Origin of the sequence: Shewanella sp. SNU WT4, assembly GCF_006494715.1 — a bacterium.
GTDB lineage: Bacteria > Pseudomonadota > Gammaproteobacteria > Enterobacterales > Shewanellaceae > Shewanella.
Map to the genome: position 1 here is coordinate 3,985,442 of NZ_CP041151.1, position 20,372 is coordinate 4,005,813.

Annotated in this window: 18 protein-coding genes; 1 reads left to right on the top strand and 17 read right to left on the bottom strand. The window is 48.2% G+C overall.

Annotated elements, in window-relative coordinates:
- Nucleotides 1-8: 8 nt before the first annotated feature.
- The 10 genes from FJQ87_RS17890 to FJQ87_RS17935 form a co-directional block, all read right to left on the bottom strand.
- Complete coding sequence (locus FJQ87_RS17890; RefSeq protein WP_140933796.1) at nt 9-980, bottom strand: efflux RND transporter periplasmic adaptor subunit; 972 nt, start codon at nt 978-980, stop codon at nt 9-11.
- Nucleotides 970-2,358 carry a TolC family protein gene (locus tag FJQ87_RS17895; protein ID WP_140933797.1) on the bottom strand — a complete coding sequence of 463 codons (1,389 nt, stop codon included), beginning with the start codon at nt 2,356-2,358 and terminating at the stop codon, nt 970-972. Before FJQ87_RS17895 ends, FJQ87_RS17890 begins: the two co-directional genes overlap by 11 nt.
- A 263-nt stretch (nt 2,359-2,621) precedes the next feature.
- On the bottom strand, nt 2,622-4,070 hold the full coding sequence (gene tldD, locus FJQ87_RS17900) for a metalloprotease TldD (protein ID WP_140933798.1): 1,449 nt from the start codon (nt 4,068-4,070) through the stop codon (nt 2,622-2,624).
- 36 nt (nt 4,071-4,106) lie between these two features.
- A complete protein-coding gene (locus tag FJQ87_RS17905) occupies nt 4,107-4,937 on the bottom strand; it encodes a carbon-nitrogen hydrolase family protein (protein ID WP_140933799.1) in 831 nt (276 codons plus the stop codon).
- Nucleotides 4,882-8,928, bottom strand: a complete 4,047-nt coding sequence (locus tag FJQ87_RS17910; RefSeq protein ID WP_140933800.1) for a YhdP family protein — start codon at nt 8,926-8,928, stop codon at nt 4,882-4,884. Before FJQ87_RS17910 ends, FJQ87_RS17905 begins: the two co-directional genes overlap by 56 nt.
- Nucleotides 8,928-10,433, bottom strand: a complete 1,506-nt coding sequence (rng, locus tag FJQ87_RS17915) for a ribonuclease G (RefSeq protein WP_140933801.1) — start codon at nt 10,431-10,433, stop codon at nt 8,928-8,930. The genes FJQ87_RS17910 and rng overlap by 1 nt, the downstream gene beginning before the upstream one ends.
- A 114-nt stretch (nt 10,434-10,547) precedes the next feature.
- Complete coding sequence (locus FJQ87_RS17920) at nt 10,548-11,126, bottom strand: Maf family protein (RefSeq protein ID WP_140933802.1); 579 nt, start codon at nt 11,124-11,126, stop codon at nt 10,548-10,550.
- A 3-nt stretch (nt 11,127-11,129) separates the two neighbouring features.
- The gene (gene mreD / locus FJQ87_RS17925; RefSeq protein WP_140933803.1) at nt 11,130-11,618 is read right to left on the bottom strand and encodes a rod shape-determining protein MreD; all 489 of its coding nucleotides are present in this window, start codon (nt 11,616-11,618) and stop codon (nt 11,130-11,132) included.
- Nucleotides 11,615-12,469 carry a rod shape-determining protein MreC gene (gene mreC / locus FJQ87_RS17930; RefSeq protein ID WP_140933804.1) on the bottom strand — a complete coding sequence of 285 codons (855 nt, stop codon included), beginning with the start codon at nt 12,467-12,469 and terminating at the stop codon, nt 11,615-11,617. Before mreC ends, mreD begins: the two co-directional genes overlap by 4 nt.
- A 37-nt stretch (nt 12,470-12,506) precedes the next feature.
- Nucleotides 12,507-13,556 (bottom strand): rod shape-determining protein, encoded by a 1,050-nt coding sequence (locus FJQ87_RS17935; protein ID WP_140933805.1) that lies wholly within the window; start codon nt 13,554-13,556, stop codon nt 12,507-12,509.
- Between the two features lie 32 nt (nt 13,557-13,588).
- Between FJQ87_RS17935 and FJQ87_RS17940 the strand changes: the two genes are divergently transcribed.
- Nucleotides 13,589-13,774: a hypothetical protein gene (locus tag FJQ87_RS17940; protein WP_140933806.1), complete on the top strand. Its 186-nt coding sequence runs from the start codon at nt 13,589-13,591 to the stop codon at nt 13,772-13,774.
- A 68-nt stretch (nt 13,775-13,842) separates the two neighbouring features.
- On the opposite strand, the gene FJQ87_RS17945 is transcribed toward FJQ87_RS17940, so the two are convergent.
- The 7 genes from FJQ87_RS17945 to FJQ87_RS17975 form a co-directional block, all read right to left on the bottom strand.
- The gene (locus tag FJQ87_RS17945) at nt 13,843-16,482 is read right to left on the bottom strand and encodes a DUF6701 domain-containing protein (protein ID WP_140933807.1); all 2,640 of its coding nucleotides are present in this window, start codon (nt 16,480-16,482) and stop codon (nt 13,843-13,845) included.
- Nucleotides 16,472-16,957: an MSHA biogenesis protein MshP gene (locus tag FJQ87_RS17950; protein ID WP_140933808.1), complete on the bottom strand. Its 486-nt coding sequence runs from the start codon at nt 16,955-16,957 to the stop codon at nt 16,472-16,474. Before FJQ87_RS17950 ends, FJQ87_RS17945 begins: the two co-directional genes overlap by 11 nt.
- Complete coding sequence (locus FJQ87_RS17955; RefSeq protein ID WP_140933809.1) at nt 16,923-17,777, bottom strand: type II secretion system protein; 855 nt, start codon at nt 17,775-17,777, stop codon at nt 16,923-16,925. The genes FJQ87_RS17950 and FJQ87_RS17955 overlap by 35 nt, the downstream gene beginning before the upstream one ends.
- Nucleotides 17,777-18,328 (bottom strand): type II secretion system protein, encoded by a 552-nt coding sequence (locus FJQ87_RS17960; protein WP_140934202.1) that lies wholly within the window; start codon nt 18,326-18,328, stop codon nt 17,777-17,779. Before FJQ87_RS17960 ends, FJQ87_RS17955 begins: the two co-directional genes overlap by 1 nt.
- 16 nt (nt 18,329-18,344) lie before the next feature.
- Complete coding sequence (locus tag FJQ87_RS17965; protein WP_140933810.1) at nt 18,345-18,824, bottom strand: type II secretion system protein; 480 nt, start codon at nt 18,822-18,824, stop codon at nt 18,345-18,347.
- Nucleotides 18,825-18,959: 135 nt separating this feature from the next.
- Complete coding sequence (locus FJQ87_RS17970) at nt 18,960-19,469, bottom strand: type II secretion system protein (RefSeq protein WP_140933811.1); 510 nt, start codon at nt 19,467-19,469, stop codon at nt 18,960-18,962.
- Nucleotides 19,470-19,830: 361 nt separating this feature from the next.
- Nucleotides 19,831-20,334: a type II secretion system protein gene (locus FJQ87_RS17975; RefSeq protein WP_140933812.1), complete on the bottom strand. Its 504-nt coding sequence runs from the start codon at nt 20,332-20,334 to the stop codon at nt 19,831-19,833.
- Nucleotides 20,335-20,372: the final 38 nt, after the last annotated feature.

Below are 20,372 nucleotides of genomic sequence, written 5' to 3' on the forward strand. Positions count from 1 at the left end.
AGCTCCGCTTATAAAGGCAATAATACCGACATACCTACCCGCAGTAGCGGCTCAGCTGTCACTGGCTTAAGTTCAATGCTAAAGGTGCGCATATCAAAATCATGACCTGATTCTGTGGCGCGCCACGTGGCGTATTGCCCCATGGGGCTTACATAAGTCACTTTAAAATCAAGGCTCTTATTAAGCGCAGGCACGGTAAGGCTAATGGTTTTGCCCATAGGGAAATGACTTAATAAGTCCTCTCTTACCTGTAAAATCGCCCAAGCATCGCTCATATCAAGCAGGCTCACCACAGGAAAACCTGACGGGGCTAACTCGCCATCAAACAGTAAAACTTCGCTAATTTCACCTTTATGGCTCGCGCGCATTTGGCTGTCATTGAGCACGGCATTAACTTCATCCACCGCGCCTTTAGCCATCATGGCTTTACCCGCTGCGGCCACTTTAGTTTCAGGGCGCGCGCCTTCTTCAGTCATTTGATACATAGCGAAAGCCGCTTGCTCGGTATATTTAGCCGCTTGCCACTGGGTATAAGCTTCGTCGCGTTTTTGGCGGGCTAAGACGCCGTCATTAAACAGGTTTTCCACGCGTAAATAGGTAGTAGAGGCCAGTTCTGACGCCACTTTAGCTTTTTGCCATTGTTCTTTGGCCGCTAAGATTTGTTGGCTACGAGCGCCATTATCGGCTTCTTGTTGCAAGGCTTTGGCGGCGGTATAACCTCCTTGCGCCTGCGTTAACTTGGCATCAAGCTCTGGGCTACTCACGCTAAACAGCAAGTCACCGACCGCGACTTTATCGCCTTTGCGCACTAAGACTTGCTCAATTCGTCCCGGCACTTTGGAAGACACATGGTATTCCCGCGCTTCAATTTGACCTTGCAGCACAGTGGCCTTAGGTTGATAGGCTTTTACTAGCCCCCAGCCAAACAGCACGGCTAAGGCTAAGATGGCCGCTATGGCCAGAATTTTATTAGTTCGCATTGGTTTCCTCCAACACCCGAGCGCGGGCAATAAACTCGTCTAACTGGCCAGAAATTGACATTAAATGGGCGTAGGCTTGGATATAACGATATCGAGCAGCTAAGCGCTTAGTCATGACCGAGGTCAGCCCAAGCTGGGCATCGACGCGCTCCAGCGAGGTCGATAAACCTTGATTAAAGGCAAGCTCCCGCAGGCGCAGGTTTTCTTTGGCTAAGGATTCAGTCGTGGCTAACGACTGGTATTCTTCTCGCGCTTGCTCCATCTGCCGATAGGTTTGATCGAGCAATAAGCTTAAATCTTCACGGGTTTGCGCTTGGGTGTAACGCGCCTGCAAGATGGCACTTTTGGCCGCCGCCACCTTGCCACTGCGACCATCACGGCTCACCAGTGGAATTTTAACGCCCACGCCCACCATCCAATCGGGCTCAACTTGCGACATCAAGCTGTCATCTTCATAAAGGCTGTAATTACCATACAAGAAGACATTGGGGTAATACTTACCCTTTTCCATATCTTCCAAGCCCTTGGCTTGCTGCTCTTTGGCGGCCAAGAGTTTTAACGCTGGATGCTGAGTCATAGTGAGCTCCATCAAGCGCGGTAAACTTGGGTCTTGCGGCAAAATAAATAATGGCGAGCTGGGTGTGACTGACAGCTTTAGCATGCGATCAAGAGCAATCGAAGCCATTTGTACCTGACGCCGAGCGCTGGCGGTGGCCACTTTGGCATTATCTAACGCCACTTCGGCATTGAGGCGCTCAACGGCGGCGATTTGCCCTTGCTGCTCTAGCGCCTTAGCGTGAGAGACATGCTCAGTTAATGCCACCACTAGCTGCTCTTGGGTGTTAAGCACAGCTTTAGTGACTATGGCGCCATAATATCTGTCCACCAACTGAGTAAACAACTCGCGCGACGCTAATAGCTGCGCTTGCTGCTCTTCAGCGACTTGCGCCGCTAAAATACCTTGCGCCGCAGACACTTGCCCACCGGTGTAAATCGGCCACAAGGCTTGCAAGCTAGCGCGAAAGACATCTTGCTGAGTAAAAGGCGTGACGAATAAGCTGCTAGGAATGCTGGCTATCGCGCCGCCTATGGCGGGCGGTAAACTGCCAGGATTAAGCGAGGCTAATGGATTAAGATCGCGTAAATCCAGTTCAATCGGCTTTTCAAGATAAGTGTAACTGCCAGCAATATTAATCGACGGTAAGGATAAATCATTACCACTCTCTTGCTGGGCATTGGCACGTTCGAGTTGTTGTTGTTGCGCCTTAAGCTTATCGCTCACTTGTTGTAATTGTGTCCAAGCAGCATCAAAGCTGAGCTCGGTGGCGATTACAGGCAAGGGCAGCAACACGCATAATGCTAGGGCTAACAGTCGCATAAGTTCCTCTAGAGTTCTTGCTCTAACTGGCAGTATTGTACACAAACCACACTTGGCTAAGATGAATAATTATTTAACTCATGCAGGCGGCCAAATCTTGGATTTTAGTCGTTAAAACATGGCTTAAAATCATACGTTAAAAACATGCGTTCAGAACATTGCTTAAAAACAGCGGCAATAAAAAAGGCCAGACTTAAGTCCAGCCTTTACTACTTGTATAGTCAAGTCGCACTAGCTACTAACAAGTATAAGCGGCTTACAACTTACGCTGTGCCGCCAACCGTTAATAAATCTAACTTCAAGCTTGGCTGGCCCACGCCCACTGGCACGCTTTGGCCATCTTTACCACATACGCCAACGCCTTGATCTAGCGCCATATCATCACCGACCATAGAGATAAGCTTCATGGCTTCTGGGCCGTTACCAATCAAGGTCGCGCCTTTCACTGGCGTGGTGATTTTACCATCTTCAATCAAATAAGCTTCAGAGGCTGAGAACACAAACTTACCCGAAGTAATATCTACTTGGCCACCACCAAAGTTAGGCGCGTACAGACCCTTTTTAACTGAGGCGATAATGTCCGCAGGCTTTGACTGGCCGCCCAGCATATAAGTGTTAGTCATACGCGGCATAGGCAGATGGGCGTAAGATTCGCGGCGACCGTTACCGGTTGGCGCAACGCCCATGAGTCTGGCGTTAAGCTTATCTTGCATATAGCCTTTTAAAATACCATCTTCAATCAACACATTGCGCTGACTAGGGGTACCTTCATCATCAATAGATAATGAGCCGCGGCGATTAGCCAGCGTGCCATCATCCACCACTGTCACTAATGATGACGCCACTTGTTGACCGACCTTACCACTGAACGCGCTGCTACCTTTACGGTTAAAGTCACCTTCTAAGCCATGACCAACAGCTTCGTGCAGTAACACGCCTGGCCAACCTGCCCCTAATACCACAGGCATTTCACCGGCTGGCGCATCGATGGCGACCAATGCCACTTGGGCTTGGCGCACGGCTTCGCGGGCAAAGGCAAAACACATAGGTAAGTGAGTATCATCATTAGCAAAGAAGATTTCATAGCCATGACGACCACCGCCGCCGGCTGAGCCGCGCTCGCGCTGATCATTATCTTCCATAATCACAGAGCAGTTAAAGCGCACTAATGGGCGCACATCGGCGGCTAGCGTGCCGTCACTGGCGGCCACGAGAATTTCTTCATGGACGCCTGAGAGGCTCACGACTACTTGAATAATGCGATCATCTAAGCTTCGGATATAAGCATCGGCTTCACGCAGCAATTGAATCTTTTTAACTTCTTCCATGGCCGCAATCGGGTCGGCGCTAACGTACAAGCTGTGGGCATGGGTTTGCTTAAAGGCTTGCACTGAACCTTGCTGACCTGCCATGGCAATACCGCGAGCGGCAGCGCAGGCGCTCGCTAAGGCGTCGCTAGTAATATCATCAGCATAAGCAAAACCAGTTTTCTCTCCACTAATGGCGCGCACACCAACGCCGCGCTCAATGTGGAAGCTGCCTTCTTTAATGATGCCATCTTCTAGCACCCAAGATTCATGGCGACAGCCTTGAAAATACAAGTCGGCAAAATCGATTTTATGGGCAAACAAGCTCTCAAGATGTTTATTCAAGCCATCAAGACTCAAATTATCGCGTAATAAACTGGCACTGACTTGGGTTAATAATGGCATTCGCTCTCACTTAAGATCGGTTTGATCTCTTGGTAATTAATCCTGAACTGACATCGATTTAAGCGACGGCAATTGAAATCTATTGTGGGCCGCTAACGGTAAGGCGGCACGCACTTTGGCTAACTCATCTTTATTTATATGGCAGTGCAGCCAACCAACGCCCGTAAGCTTTTGCGCAATAATGTCGCCCCAAGGGCCAACCACCATGCTCTGCCCCCAGGTTTGCCTCACCCCTTGTGGGTGCCATTGGCCTGTGGCTAAGATAAAGCACTGACTGTCGAGCGCGCGCGCTTGCACTAAGGTTTGCCAATGGGCGGCGCCTGTTACCGCAGTAAAGGCTGCCGGCACGACTATCACATCGCAGCCAGCCTGTGCTAACGCACGAAATAATTCTGGAAAGCGCAAATCATAACAAATGGCGAGACCTAACTTGCCAAATTCAGTGTCGATAACACTGATATGATCGCCTGGATAAAAAGTATGGCTCTCGCAATAGCGACCTGTGGCATCGCCAATGGTGGCATCAAACAAATGCAGCTTGTCATAATCTCCCAGTAATTGACCTTGTGGGCCAAAAACATGGCAGCGACTGCAACAGCGGCCATCACTGGCGCGCACAGGTAAGGTACCTGCCACTAAGGTGATAGCAAATTCAGCGGCTAGGCTGGCAAGCTTGGCCAACATAGTTAAGTCATCGGCCAATTGCTGCTGCTCAGATTCAATGCCGCCAAACAATAAGGCGCATTCAGGCAAGACCACTAATCTTGGCTCACCGCAGTTATCTAAGGCGCGCAATTGCGCATAGATAAACTCAAGATTTTCTTGGGGGCTGCGACTGCTCTGACACTGTAACAGACTGACTTTCATTTGCTTTACGCCCATCCGTGTTGGGTTGGTTACTTGCTGCGTTTGCAGCGCGGCTATCCTTTGGCGCCATACCATCGTGAGCTATCGCCAGCGGCTGAGTCGATAAGATAGCATCTGGAATCACGATTTCTTTACTCTTACGCTCAAGCTCATCAATCTTAGGATCTGACATAGTCCCAGATACTCGAAAACGAATTTCGGCTATCACTTCTATCACAGGCTCAAGCACCTTAGTGAGAGCAAATGCGCCGACACCCATGGTCCAAGCGCTCGTGCTCAGTAGCACCACAGTAGGTACGCTTGAGGCCAATTGCGGCACAAAGCGAATATCGTAATTTAAGCTTTCGGTGGCAAGATCTGTGTAACCACGCACCTTCATGTTGCCGGCGATGGCATCCATTTCACTGTCGGTGGTTTTGACTACGCCATTATCAATTTTTAGATTACCACTAAAGGCATTGAAATACAGACCCTGACCAAAAACATCTGAAAAATCGAAAGATAATTTTCTCAGTAACGAATCTAAGCTAAAGAGTGAGAATATGCGCGCGCCTTTATCACTCACCTGCGATAAGTGGCCTTTACCCATATCAAAACTAACGGCGCCATTGAGATTATCTAAGTGCAGATCAAAGGGCGAGCCGTGCCAATTAAGCTTAGCAGCAAGCGATAGCGGCGCGTCTTGCACACCTGGGTCTATCTGCAAGCGATCTGATATTAAATCAAAGGCTTTGGCCTTAAGAGTCACATCTAGCTCGGTAGTGTTTTGCTCAAGGGTATTATGCCAAACCCCATTGCCACGCAAATTTATGCCGGGCGCAGTTAATGATACGGTTTGGATTTGATAGCCAAGCTCGCTCGGCGCGCCTTGTAAGACTAAATGGCCTAACTGCTTATCTTGATAGCGAAAATCATTCACATCTAAGGCAATGGGCGGTAATTGCGATCTCAAGGCTTGCAGCGGCGCAGTTTGACGACTGGTGTTAGCCGCTTGGCTATTAGTTGCCGCTATTTGCGCACTAAGGGGCGGTACTGGCGTTAAATATAAATGCTGCGCCGACAGTTTAACCCCTTGGGCTAACCAATCTGGATACACATGGATGGTGCCCGCGAGTGCGTCACTATCCACATCCATTTGCCAAGAATCTGGCACTGGCTTGGCATTAACCGTGATATTTTCAAATAATTGGCCAAAGGCGGTGAGTTGCTTAACCTTGCCTTGCACTTGCTCAAGCGGCGGAAAAACATTGCTATTGCGCCCTTGGCTAAGGGCATCTATTACTTCGAGCCAAGGGGCCAAGTCTACGTTATCTAAGTCGAGCCAAATGGCGCCTTGCTGTTTCGCTAAGTTTTGCCCGAGCTTGAAATTGCGCCCCAGCATTAAGTCGTAATAAGCCAAGTTCTTACCCGACTTAGCGTTAAAGCCGCCCCAAAACTCAGCTAATTTGCCTAGCTTAATACCAAGGTGAGACTCTTGATTATCGCCAATAAATTCAGCGGTTAAGATGAGCTTTTCACCCTTAGCTTTAACTAAAGGCGCAGGCAAAGTTAATTGGGTATTGCGCAAATCACTCTTAATATTGGCTTGAATGCGATAACCACTATCATCAAACACCATGCCGAGCTTGCCGTTCCAATTAACATTCCCTTGATAATACGGGGCTAACTGGGTGTGCAACTCAGGCGGTAACTTAGCTAGCTGCCATTGACCGGCAAGCTTTACATCTAAGGCGTAGTCTTGCTTAACGGGTTTAGTGGCAATATCAAACTGTAATGGCTGGCCAAATAATTTGGCGGTTAGCTTATTGCCTGTCACTACATCGTTTTCAAAGGCAAGTGTGGCGCTCACATCATCAAGCTGTAGGCCGGGCTCTTTTAGATACACAGGCACCTTATTAAGGGTGATTATGCCTTTAAGCACTGGCTCTTCATCATAAATGGGGATAGCTAAATCAAGCTTAGCGCTGACATCACCCTGAACTTGCACCACTTTTAAAGTCTCACCGACACTGTCATGCAGTGGCGATTGCAGCATGACAGCCGTAGCATCTTGCGCTTTGGCTTTAACATCAGCGGTTATCTCAACTAAGCTGCGCTCGCCAAGCTCTGGAATGGCAATATGAGCGCCGCTAACATCCACTTGCAATATCTTGCCGCGGCGCAGCCATAAATCCATGCGATCGTTATCAAATAAGGCATCGAGGCGAATATCAGTCACCGCCGGCCAATCGGGCTGGAAGGCAAATTCGGCCTTATCTAAAGTAAAAGCGGTTTGAAATTTACCTTGATTATCGCTAAACGGGTAATCGCTAAACGCGCCCTGCCATACCACTTGCGCCTCATGACTTTCACCTGCGCGCAGCGCGTCGGCCAAGTAATCGGCTAACTCTTGCCCCATGGCATCGGCTGGGAGCAACGGCTTTATCTTAGCGGCGTCATTAAGACTCACTGTGGCGGCCAAGGCTAAGTTAGGGGTATCTAACAAATCTAGCTGCAAGGCGGCATTAAGTGATACTTCAGCGTTTTGCAGCGCGATATCAGCGATAGTCACACTCTGGCTAGCAAAACCATAGTGGATGTTAGTGGCGCCGACATTGAGGTTAAGCTTGTCACTAAAGAGCGCAGGATAATCTAAGGTTAACGGCTGCGGCGCTAAGGCTAACGCTAGCGTGTCTTGGGTGGCGCTGACATCAAAGCTAACGCTATTAATTCCAGGGATATTGCCACTGGGGTTCCATCCTAACTGCTTGGCTTTAAGGGATAACTGCCACGGCTGGCTTTGGCTTTGTGTTTGGCCTGGTGCTGCGCTCTGGTATTGACTCTGCCACACAATATCCGACACTTGGCCTTGCGGCGCTAAGCGTTGATATTGCAGCAAGCTTGCCAAATCCATGTTTGGCACCAGCGGCAATAACGGCAATAGTAATGCAGGCTCAAGCGTAGCAAGCTGAGCATGTAAGCCTTGATGATTACTACTCACTAACACATCTAACTGCGGCCACGGCTGCTTATTGGTAAAAAGATCAAGGTTATGGCTGAAAAATTGCCAACCGTCAGCATTGGGTATCCATTGCAGTTGCCCTTGCTTGATGGCCAAATCTTGCGGTTTACCCGCTAAATTCCAACGTAAATTGCTGTGGCCAAAATCCACCAGACCATTGCCAAAAGCGCGCCCCTTGATGGCAAGCCAAGCTTCAAAGTTAACCACACCAGAGAGTGGCAAGCTTTCATCGGGCTGATAAGGATTGGCCTGAGTGGCAGCCCATTCGGCTAGATTAAGATCGCTGGCAACCGCATAAATCTCACCTACTAGGCTATCGGGTTTGCGGCTATCGCCATTAATATCCACCCGCAGCGACAGTAATTCCTGTTCTTTAGCGCCACTGTCTAAATACACCACCCCTTGACCGAGATGATGATCGCCGCGATTGCGCCAATTTAAGGTGTCGATATGAATGGGATTAAAGTGTCGATGGCGACTGATGATATCAAGCTGTAAATTGGTGATGGAATAGCGCTCCAATTGCCCTAATAGCAAGGAGTACAGCCAGTCCGCATTATGCTTTTGTTGCGGCTGCGATAAGGCCAGCGCATCGGTATCTAGGGCTAACTTAACCCCATTAAAGCTCACATCTTGTACTCTAGGCTCAAGATTGATTAAGCTTTGCCAGAAGTTAAGTTTGACCTGAACATTATCAATCTCAAGGCTAAGCGGCACGCCATCTTGCTTAGGGATAGCAAGCTTAACTAACCTAAGCTCTGGCCCATGACTTTGCCAATCGGCTTGGATGCTGGCAAGCTCGACTTTAAGTTGAAACTCACGCTCTAACAGTTGCACTAACTGCTGATGCACTTGCTCAACCTGTGGCAATAACGAGCGCACAAGACTGACCATTAAGGCAAATAGCACCAGCAAGACAGCTAAGGTCTTCCAGCACACACTGACTATGGATAACCCTCGGCTAAGCCAAGGTCGAGCAGCCTGAGTCACTAAATCATTACCACATCGTATTTGCTTTGGGCGTACATAGGTTCTGAATGCAAACGAATTCGCTTAGCCACATAAACTTCAAGCTCGGCCAATAAGTGACTCTCATCACCACTTAAACTGGCGTGCACTAAGGGTGAGCAATACAGCAAAAACTCATCCGTCTTATAAGTACGATCAAGGCGTATGATTTCTCTGAAGATTTCATAACTTACCGTTTCAACTGTTTTCATGCTACCCGTGCCTTTACAGCTTGGGCATTCACCGCACAACACATGCTCTAAGCTTTCGCGGGTGCGCTTGCGCGTCATTTCCACTAAACCTAAGCCAGAAAAACCACTGACATTGGTCTTGACCCTATCTGGGCTTAATGCGGCTTGTAAGCTTTCTAGCACGCGCTGTTGATGGTCTTTATCGAGCATATCGATAAAGTCGATAATGATAATGCCGCCAAGGTTACGCAGGCGCAGTTGCCGCGCTATGGCGTGGGTCGCTTCAAGGTTAGTGTTAAAGATGGTTTCTTCAAGATTGCGATGGCCGACAAAGGCGCCGGTATTGATATCCACAGTCGTCATGGCTTCGGTTTGATCTATGATCAAATAGCCACCAGATTTAAGCTCCACCTTACGCCCTAAAGCGCGCTGAATTTCGTTTTCAACATCGTAGAGATCAAATAACGGCGCAGGACCTGTGTAGTAACTGAGGTTGGCCGCAATTTCTGGCATAAACTCAGTGGCAAACTCTAGCAGCTCGTCATAAGTGCGGCGAGAATCTACTTGAATACTATCAAGTTCAGTGCCCACAAAATCACGCACGACTCGCACTTGCAGTGGTAAATCTTGATACAGCAAAGCCACACCGCGGCGCTTGCGACGCTCACTGACTTTGGCCCACACCCGTCTTAAAAAAGCAGCATCTTGCGCCAGCGCTTCATCACCCACGCCTTCGGCGGCGGTGCGAATAATAAAGCCGCCATCAGCATCCACATAAGGTTGGGTAATATTGCGTAAACGTTGACGCTCAGTTTCAGATTCAATCCGCTGCGATACGCCCACATGGCTAGAGCCTGGCATAAATACCAAGTAGCGCGAAGGTAAGGTTAAATCTGTCGTTAAGCGCGCGCCTTTAGTGCCCAAGGGGTCTTTGACCACTTGCACCATAATGTCTTGGCCTTGACGCACTAACTCGGCAATGTCGCGCACCACAAAGTTATGCTTGTCGTTATCATCGACACATTCGGTATGGGGCATAATATCTGAGGCATGCAAAAACGCGGCTTTTTCCAGACCAATATCAACAAAGGCGGCTTGCATGCCAGGCAATACCCGGCTCACTTTACCTTTGTAGATATTACCCACTAGCCCACGCTTTAAGCGGCGCTCAATATGTACTTCTTGTAAGACTCCGTGCTCCACTAAAGCCACACGGGCCTCATTTGGGGTCACATTGATCAATAATTCTGAGCCTAACTTGGCGCTATTTCTTACGGTATTTAATCGATTTGGCACAACACACCCCGTCTGGGATTAAAAACGAATGCAATATAAATGAGCTTAACCGCAACTCACGTAAGGCGAAGCATGCTAGCCGTTATCTTGACATCCATTGTCGTGCAACCGGAATTAGGCCAACTGGGCTAATAATTCTCGAGTTTCCACTAAAGGCAAGCCAACCACAGCGGAATAACTACCTTCAATAGCAGCAACAAAACAACCACCGAGTCCTTGAATGCCGTAAGCGCCCGCTTTATCCATAGGCTCACCTGTGGCCACATAGGCAGCAATATCAGCTTCACTGAGCGGACAAAACTGCACATAGGTTGTGACTAAGCGGCTATCAACTGAGTTCTCTGTCACTAAGGCCACGGCTGTCATGACTTGATGGCGGCGCCCGGATAAGGCTCTCAGTATGGCTTTAGCATCGCTAACATCTTGCGGCTTACCTAATAACTGATTATCTAGCACTACTATTGTATCTGAACCTAGCACGGCAGGATGGGCGATGTGCTCACATAACTTAACACCGGCTTGCGCCTTTTCAATGGCTAAGCGCACCACGTAAGCACTGGCCGCCTCATCCTGATGAGGCGTCTCATCAATATCAGGCACAACGATGGAAAATTCAGTCTGCTCGGCAGAAAATAACGCCTGCGCGAGTAACTCTTTACGGCGCGGCGAGCTTGAGGCCAAAACCAAGGTCATGAGTTATCTCACTTTATAATGACGGCGTAGACGCCTTAAGGCCCAAAATGCCCAAGGCCAAATAATTAAACTGGATAGGGCTGGCAGTAATAGCGACCATTGGAACGTGCTGCGTTCAATCACAAACTCAGCCCAAAATATCAGCAAGTGATACAGGCCCACTAACAGCGCCACCAGCATGGCTTGTTGCCACATAGGGAAGTTGCGCAATTTTTGAAAATGCAGCACCACCACATAAATCACTAACGAAAACGCCAGCGAGCGAACGCCTAAGTTGGCGCCCAATAAAATATCGAGCAATACCCCTAAGGTAAAGGCAGTGAGAATATTGTATCTGTGGGGCAAAGCCACGGCCCAGTAAATCATAACCAGCAACAGCCAGTCTGGACGCCACTGTTCCACTAATGCAGGTAATGGCATGATTTGAAACAGCATGCCGACGAGTAAACTCACCCACACTACCAGTCGGCCATTGGCCGCTTGTAAACTCATGGCTGAGCCTCCACTGGTACTAAAGACTCGGCCGCTTCATTTTCTTCTGGCCAAATCAATAACACATAACGAATTCTATCTAATGCTGCTAACGGCTGCGCAATCACATTGGCGTAGCTTTGGCCGTCATCTTTTTGCACCGATGTGACTCGCGCAACCGGATAGCCTTCAGGGAATCTATGGCCAAGGGCTGAGGTCACGAGTAAGTCACCCACACGAATATCTGTGCTCTTAGCAACATGTCTAAGCTCAATTTCATCCAGTACGCCGGTGCCATTGGCCACCAAGCGCACATCATTGCGAGTATTACGCACCGGCAAGCCGTGGCTAACATCGGACAATAACAACACTCGGCTGGTGAGCTTACTTATCTCCACCACTTGGCCGATGACGCCATAAGCATCCACCACAGGTTGACCGACAAACACGCCGCTGTTGCTGCCATGGTTAAGCACCACATAATGATGATAAGGATCGCTTGCCACCGACATCACTTCGGCCACCATCTTCTTCGCATCCATATGCACAGGTGAACCCAGCAAAGAGCGTAAGCGTTGGTTTTCTTGGCGAAGATGTTCAAAGCGCTGCAGACGTTCACTCATTAGCAATTGCTGGCGCAAGAGCTCTTTATTTTGAGTTTCTAACATGCTGCGGGTAGCTAGTGTTTCAGCCGACCAATCCAAGGCAAGGCCGGGGACGTTAGCTAAGTACTGAATTGGGCTTAAAAAGGAGGATAAGGTTTGTCTAACTGGCTCTAATCTATCATTGGCCAGCAATAAACCCACCGACAATATCACTGCCAGTGTTAAGCGAAATTGATTTGAGATACCGCGGGAAAAAATTGGCTTCATAGATCAATAAGGGCGGCTTAAGCCGCCCTCGGACTTGTTAGTTTTCCTCAGAGAAAAGATCGCCGCCATGCATGTCGATCATTTCTAATGCACGACCGCCGCCACGAGCCACACAGGTCAGAGGGTCATCGGCTACCATCACAGGAATACCGGTTTCTTGCATTAACAGTCGGTCTAAGTCTCTTAACAGCGCACCGCCACCCGTAAGTACCATGCCGCGCTCAGAAATATCTGAGGCTAATTCTGGTGGTGATTGCTCTAAGGCCACCATCACTGCACTAACAATGCCAGATAATGGCTCTTGCAGCGCTTCCAGAATTTCATTGCTGTTAAGGGTGAAGCTTCTTGGTACGCCTTCAGCCAAGTTACGACCACGGACTTCAATTTCAAGCACGTCATCACCTGGGTAAGCAGTACCAATAGTGTGCTTGATGCGCTCAGCCGTGGCTTCACCAATTAAGCTACCGTAGTTACGGCGCACATAATTGATAATGGCTTCATCAAACTTATCACCACCAATACGTACTGATGATGAATACACTACGCCGTTCAATGAAATAATGGCTACTTCAGTGGTACCACCACCGATATCCACCACCATAGAACCGGTCGCTTCTGATACTGGTAAACCAGCACCAATAGCCGCAGCCATTGGCTCTTCAATCAAATACACTTCACGTGCACCAGCGCCCATGGCTGATTCACGAATCGCGCGGCGCTCAACTTGAGTTGCACCTACTGGCACACATACCAGTACGCGTGGGCTTGGACGGAAAAAGCTGTTGTTGTGCACTTGTTTGATAAAGTGCTGCAGCATTTTTTCAGTCACATAGAAATCGGCAATCACACCGTCTTTCATCGGTCTAATTGCTTGAATATTGCCAGGGGTACGACCGAGCATTAGCTTAGCTTCGGTGCCCACGGCGGCCACAGTCTTTTGGCCTGGACTATTGCGTTCACCTCTAATTGCGACCACAGAAGGCTCGTTTAGGACTATGCCTTCGCCACGCACATAAATCAGAGTATTAGCCGTGCCTAGGTCGATCGACAGATCGTTGGAAAAAACGCCTCTCAGCTTCTTGAACATGTAACTAGCCTGTATCTGTGGAGTCAGAAGAAATGAAAAAATCAGCTAACTTTATCAATGCCACCCTCTTTCCACAACCCCTCATCCAGAATGAAGCGTTTTTTTTTGTGGTTGAACTTGAAAAACCCCCATTTAAGCTAATTTCACATCTTTTACGCCTTAACAAATCTGTGACGCTCACCACTCAAGGCGATGCGCCGCCTGTGGCCAGGCTATAAATTTGCTTAATTTCATTAAATACCGCGCAAACTCCTAAAGAAAGCGCGCTATTTTAAGCAAGTGAGCATTATTCACTACGCTCGCGCCAATAAATCACTTTATCGTTGCCGCGATAGCTGCCAAAAAATGCGCTGGCACGGGGATTTGCTAATACAGTCGGCGAGATACCATCCCAACTCCAATACCACTGTAACCAAGTAGGCACAATAAGCGGCGCAGTTATTTGGCCACGATACCCACCAAGCTGCTGCCACATCAAACTAAACTGCCCTTGGTTAATCGCACTGTTTCGCGTGCGTGTTACCGATTGCGCCGCCGTTAAATCAGGATAAAACACATAGCCTAAGCTCGGATTATCAACGCTTGAGGTTAAGCTCGCATTGAGGTTAGTGCACACATCTAAGTTATTGGTTTGCCACAGGGCACCATCCCAATATTCAGCGCGGCTTGGCATAGTTAATTCTGCGGTTTCAGGGCCATAGGTATTATCCATCACCACGCGCCCAGCCCGCACTTTAGTGGTTAGCAGCTGCAGCGCATCGCAGCCACCTGAGGCGACGCTACAATCACCCATTGAGTTCACGCCCATATCGGGATCCGCCACTATGCCATAACCGCCATCGTTATCATTCACCATTATCCCTATCGCAAGATTATCAAAGGGACCATCAATGGCAGGGGCGAGCGGCCGCGCAAAGCTAAGTTCAGTGGTGACAGGCAGCGCACTTTGGCCTTCTGCCCACACTAATGCCGGCAATGCAGATAGGCGTGGCGATAAGCTTATGCCGTCATTGTTATTTTCAGCGACAGCAGCGGCGCTTGCCTTAGCAAACGAGCCTAAATAATTGTAAGTTCGTTGGTTTTGCACGTTTTCAGCCGTTAGCGTTAGCCCTAAGGTCATGGGCTGAGCCATATAACTAAAGTCGCCAGCGCTGCAGCCTGGCAATAAGCTTTGACCGCTAATCCTAAACTTGGCGGGTACAAAGCGGCCGACATCGGCACTGATACCATCAGCAATAGGTAAGTTTGAACCTAAATATTTATGGGTCTCTAATGGGACGCCACTGCTGGCTTTCGGTTGCGATGCAATTAACTTATAAATACCCACTTCATTGAGAGACTGATTTAGCCGCATCTCGCCACCTTGCGTTTGGGTATAAACACTTGGGGTAATTACAGCATCAACACCTGCAGCAGGAGTAACACGCTGACTTTTAAGGGCAAGGTTTGTCATAGTAAAGCTTGGCGTGATGGGGTTGTCGCAAAAATTGCTATCGCCATTTTGCAGCCACGCCCGCGCAGACAAAGTCACAGAGTAACTATCCCCCGCCCGCTTAAAGACGCCATTGCTACCAGCGTTGTAGCTAGCTTCTGGAACTATACATAAACCCGCAGGCACATTGATCATATTGCCATTAGTGCTCGCCATGATAAGACCCGAATCACTACTAGCCGATTGCCCGACATACCTAGCGTTCAGCGCCACTTTACCCGCATCGGCGTACAACACACTTACCCTTGCCTTACCTTCTGCATCAAAACTTAGCGACTTAGGCGTCGCACCAGCCTGATTTTTACCTATGGCAGTGCCGTCAACCTTTAAGGATTCGCCAGTTAATGCGGGATTAGGGTCAAGATAACTGCTCCACAAACTTAAGGACTTAGTTTGATTAGCAAAAGTGGGCTGACATTCAAGTGCGCCAGAGCTACGTCTTACCGCCATGATAGCTGCGCTCACGGGCTTATTAGCATAGGTTTCAACATCATCAATGATAAAACCTGCTTCAGCGAAACTGACGGTGCAGTTAGCGGCGCTGAGTGAGCTGCCATTACTGCATAGGGTAGTCGCGAAGGCAGCGCTTGAAGGTGACGATGACGACACACCAAGGATTATAGGTGTTTGATTAAATTGCCTTAAAAACAGCGTGCGCGCGCCATTAACTATGGTCACCTGATTGCCAATCGTATTCTTGTTTTCATCAAGCCAGTTAAGCCCAGTGCCATTGACTGGAGTTAAGTTCGCTATGACATTGCCACTAAACAGTTGCGAGCAATTCGCGTTTTTACAAGCCTTAACTGTAACTTGCAGCGGCGCGCAGGCCAGCGGACTACCTGAATACTCAAATTGCAGATGGAAATCGGCCTGCGAACTATTAGTGCACAAGCCACCAAAATCAGCGTCTTCAAAGATATCATCGTCAAAATCAACGTCTCCGTTTCCACTGATATTAAGACTGCCACCGGCGGCTAACGCGCCATCTATCGTCGCCTTACCAGTAATAGAGACATCTCCCTTAACATACACTATGCCATTGATAGTGTTTTGACCGGCAATACTTAAGTCACCATCAACATAAATGATAAGGTCGCTTTCATCGCCATTAATGTTAAGGCTGCTATTGGTTAACGATAAGCTCTTAAAATATAAACGCGTGGTGGCACCATTAGTGGTGATCCGACTGCCGTTATTAAAGTCACCTTGATCAAAGCCATAATCCCCAGGTAAAAAAGCGCTACTAACCGGACTACAACCTCTGTTTCCGCAATTTAAATCCTTAACATTGTTAAAAATGCCCGCCGGTAAATTTAAGGCATTATTACCATGGCCACCGCTCGGAGGGTCAGTAAAAATCTCTTCACAAGATTTGGCACACGCCCCATGAGTGACGACTAACGTCGCGACCAAGATTAAGCTTCTAATTAACACGGGCTTGCACCTCAACCTGACGATTAACCCGAATGCATTGACTCGCATCCCCTGATACTCCGCCGTCACACTGACCACTTTGACACACGGCATTACTACTAATAGCAAACTGGGTCATGCCCGCGACAGTGGTTTTAGTGCAAGCTAATTCCACTTGGCAATCACTAAAACCTATTTCATTGGGCGGCGTCCACGCACTGCCTACCGCGGCGCAATCGGTGACGCCGCCCGTCAGTGGAAATAAGCGCGCAAGACCAACCTCCACCCCAGAGTTAGCCGTAAATAACGCGCGCGCGCCCCACACTTCCAGCACTAAGCTATCATCGCCATCATTAAGTACGCGGATTAAGGCGCCAGTGAGTAGAAACATCACAGTAATGATGAAAATGGCGATAACTAATACGCTACCTTGGTGACGCAAGGCTTTATGGCTAAAAGGTTTAGGGCGCATTGATAACTTGAACTTGCTGTTCATACCTGAACGATTCTCCTGCCACGCTAAATTCGGGGGTCAACAACACTAAGGCGTTGTCGATTAAATTGGCTGGGGTAACGGTAATGGCAGGACTTGTTATTAAATCATTAACTATGTCCTCAGCCATCAAGACCCCAGTATTAAGGCCATTACTTGGCTCTGGCTGGCTGGTTTTTATACCGTAATCAGTATATCGCCTTAGTTCAAGCGTAGTTGAGCCAGGCGCACGAATAAAACAATAACTAATGGGCTCTGCGGCAATATAAAAGCGTTGGCGCGGTGATTGCGCCGCAAATTGCACATTACGCTTAAAGGTTATCGTTTGAATCGAACCCGCAATGGTTGTGCTTGCCAGCGCAAAAATCTTGCCAGTGCTGGCATCAGGACTCGCATATACATCAGCGGGAGTCAGTGGATACACCAGCATATTGTCATTACTGCTAATAGGTTGGCTGGCGGCTATCACCGTAGCGCTATTGCTTGCTGGGCTTGGGTAAGCAGGGATAGCAATATAACTTGAGCTCGCCTTTATCGGCATAAATTCAACACACTGCCACTGATTGCTGCTTTTCGCAAAACGCACGCTATTAGGCACAGCAGCGCGAATATCGCGGCTCATGCGCTCTATGGCAAATCGGCTTTGCCCCAACATTTTTTCAACGGAATTAGCTTGCACAAAAATCTGGGTACCAAAAATAATAAAGCTACTAACACCTACGGCTAAAATACCCAAAATAATAATGACAGTGACTAGCTCAACTAAGGTAAAACCTGCTTGTGAGCTTGGCCGAGAACAGCGCTTAGGTTGAAGGCGCACCATTAAAAGTTACTCCGCACAGCGTTGTATATTATTTGCTCACCAAAAGGGGTGGTCACTGTAATGTTGATGAGTTTACTGACGCTACTATCAGTGCTGCTCACTGTGACTTGCAATTGATAGTCAGTGTAAACATCGCTATAGGTTAACGAAGAATTGAGCATGGTCGCCTTTTGAGTCATGCCATTATAATCATCGACATCATTAAATTGCTGACGGGTTTCACTGTTGTCGCTGCCCATAACCGTTGAACACGGGTTTGGATTGAGGCCACAAGGATTGCCACTGGCGGGATTAGTGTTCTGATCGTAGCGCTTACCCCAGATTTCATTCATCACGGCTTGGGCAAGCTCAGCGCTGCGCACTCGATGCAAGGTTTCACTGGCTCGATTAGCTTGTGGAAATAACATGCTCGCTATCATGACTAACGCTATCGCCAGCACTAACATGCCAACAATTAACTCAATTAAGGTAAAGCCTTGAGTGCGCTTTGACTTAAGCCGCAACTGGCGATTACCGCGAGTACCTGAACTTAAGCGGTTTTGCTCTTGCATGCCGCGCGCCACGCTCTTAATTACTGTCATGTATGTAGCCTTGCGATTCAATGCTAATGCCAAGCACATCTCCCCCACTCACGGTTAAACAAGGGCCGGCGCAGGCCGGAGATACTTGACCTAAGTTATTAAAATCAAGATTGACACTGGCGCTACCTGTGGCCGTGAAAACGACCGAGGAGCCCGCATCAAAGGCTTGCAAACTTTCAGTGCGTACTGCCTGTCCAGTGCAAGTATCGTTAAAGTGCTGTAATTGATAACCAGTAGCGGTAATAGCCACCCGATAACAACGATCGGCATTATTCAAGGCCATGATCTGCGCTTTACGCAGCTCACTAATCAGTTCATCTCTTAAGGTGTAAGCACTCACAGATTGGCTAGATAACAAACGTGGCAGTGCGGTCACAGCCAAAATACTGATGAGCATTATGGTGACTACTAGCTCAACCAAGGTAAAGCCTGGCATTTTGACTAACTGAGGGGCATCCCTTGTCATACAGCCCTATCTCCTAGCTCGCTAGATTGAATTGAATCAATATTTTAGCGAATATTGTACCTATTGATTATGGCCAATGTCTTGAGTAAAAACAAAAAAGGCCTGCAAGGCAGGCCTTAAATTAATATTCAACCTCTAGCAAGCGCTAGCAGCTGGGATAGCAGTAAATGTCGGTAGAGCGCCAACGCCGGTTGACTGGGTATAAGTCACAAAACAACCTTCTGGCGCGCCGCGTTGCCAAATTTTAGCGCTACCAGCGGTAGTACCATCAATAATCCAATCACCTGTACCTGCCGCAGTTGGCGAAGTGCCAGCCGAGGCATTGATATCGGCGCCAGCCGTGATGGCTGCCAAGCTCCCAGCCATATAACCATAGACAACAGCCACATCGTCAGAAGTCGTAGTAGGTGAATCGCCATTAACATCCACAGAACCAGTGGCAGAACCCTGAATGCCCTGCAATGAAGCTTTAGAATAAATGAGGCTATTGGCCCCCTGAATCGCACTTTTTACACCTTCTAACGCCGAAATTCTGGCATCCGATTGCAAGTTAATAAACTTAGGCGCGGCGGTAACAGCTAAAATCCCCAAGATAATAATCACCACGACTAACTCAATTAAGGTAAAACCTGTTTGTTGCTTCATATATCACCAGTCTACACAGAGATTAAAACGTGAGGTCACGATAGCAGAAAAGATTAGGCACGAATCCATTCCTTTACAGTATTAGCCTACCCCTGTTGAGTTAAGCCAATGCCTTTCCTTAATTAACGCCATTAATTAACGCATTAAACTAAAGAGTTGCATTAATTAAAAATAACCTTTGAGGCGCAAAATAACAACATGCCGCAATAAATATCAATCAAGCCGCTTAGTACTTTGCTGATATTCCGGCAACAAGGCATATCAGCAAAAGACTTACAGTAATGGCAAAATAATTGCTTATCTAATTGCTTAACTAATAAAAAAACCGACCTGAGGTCGGTTTTTACACTAGCAATAAGTATTAGCAACCGCCACTAAGCACTGTGACTACAGGAAGTGTAGCTGGTGTAGGTGTAGCATTATCATCAGTGGCAACTTTAGCAGCTACATAAGTAAGGCGGCATTCTTTGCCAGTTGCATCTGGTGAACCAACTTGCTTGATCACTAATGTGCCAGATGCGGCGCCAGTATCAGGATCAAATGTCCAATCAGCGGCGTTAATATCAGTACCAGCTAAGATAGCTGCTTTAGTGGCTTGCATGTATCCCAAGAAAATAGGCACATTACCAGAACCGATATTAACCGTTGTGTTAGGTTCTGTTTTAGCTTGGTCACCAGCTATCACAGCTTTTGAGTAGATCATGCCATTAGCGCCTTGAATGGCGCCTTTTAAGCCTTGCAGTGCCGAAGCGCGAGCATCGGTTTGCAGGTTGATAAACTTAGGCGCGGCGGTCACGGCCAAAATACCCAGAATAATAATAACCACGACCAATTCAATCAGGGTGAAACCTTTTTGTTGTTGCATAATAATCCCCTTAGGACAGCAATACGACTATGGCAAAC

Bases quoted from the DNA above. Each gene is read 5' to 3' on its own strand.
- FJQ87_RS17955 (WP_140933809.1), bottom strand. From the start codon at position 17,777: ATGGTGCGCCTTCAACCTAAGCGCTGTTCTCGGCCAAGCTCACAAGCA.
- FJQ87_RS17935 (WP_140933805.1), bottom strand. From the start codon at position 13,556: ATGTTCAAGAAGCTGAGAGGCGTTTTTTCCAACGATCTGTCGATCGAC.
- mreD (WP_140933803.1), bottom strand. From the start codon at position 11,618: ATGAGTTTACAAGCGGCCAATGGCCGACTGGTAGTGTGGGTGAGTTTA.
- FJQ87_RS17940 (WP_140933806.1), top strand. From the start codon at position 13,589: ATGAAAAAATCAGCTAACTTTATCAATGCCACCCTCTTTCCACAACCC.
- tldD (WP_140933798.1), bottom strand. From the start codon at position 4,070: ATGCCATTATTAACCCAAGTCAGTGCCAGTTTATTACGCGATAATTTG.
- FJQ87_RS17950 (WP_140933808.1), bottom strand. From the start codon at position 16,957: ATGAACAGCAAGTTCAAGTTATCAATGCGCCCTAAACCTTTTAGCCAT.
- FJQ87_RS17965 (WP_140933810.1), bottom strand. From the start codon at position 18,824: ATGACAAGGGATGCCCCTCAGTTAGTCAAAATGCCAGGCTTTACCTTG.
- FJQ87_RS17905 (WP_140933799.1), bottom strand. From the start codon at position 4,937: ATGAAAGTCAGTCTGTTACAGTGTCAGAGCAGTCGCAGCCCCCAAGAA.
- FJQ87_RS17960 (WP_140934202.1), bottom strand. From the start codon at position 18,328: ATGCAAGAGCAAAACCGCTTAAGTTCAGGTACTCGCGGTAATCGCCAG.
- FJQ87_RS17920 (WP_140933802.1), bottom strand. From the start codon at position 11,126: ATGACCTTGGTTTTGGCCTCAAGCTCGCCGCGCCGTAAAGAGTTACTC.
- mreC (WP_140933804.1), bottom strand. From the start codon at position 12,469: ATGAAGCCAATTTTTTCCCGCGGTATCTCAAATCAATTTCGCTTAACA.
- FJQ87_RS17975 (WP_140933812.1), bottom strand. From the start codon at position 20,334: ATGCAACAACAAAAAGGTTTCACCCTGATTGAATTGGTCGTGGTTATT.
- FJQ87_RS17890 (WP_140933796.1), bottom strand. From the start codon at position 980: ATGCGAACTAATAAAATTCTGGCCATAGCGGCCATCTTAGCCTTAGCC.
- FJQ87_RS17895 (WP_140933797.1), bottom strand. From the start codon at position 2,358: ATGCGACTGTTAGCCCTAGCATTATGCGTGTTGCTGCCCTTGCCTGTA.
- FJQ87_RS17970 (WP_140933811.1), bottom strand. From the start codon at position 19,469: ATGAAGCAACAAACAGGTTTTACCTTAATTGAGTTAGTCGTGGTGATT.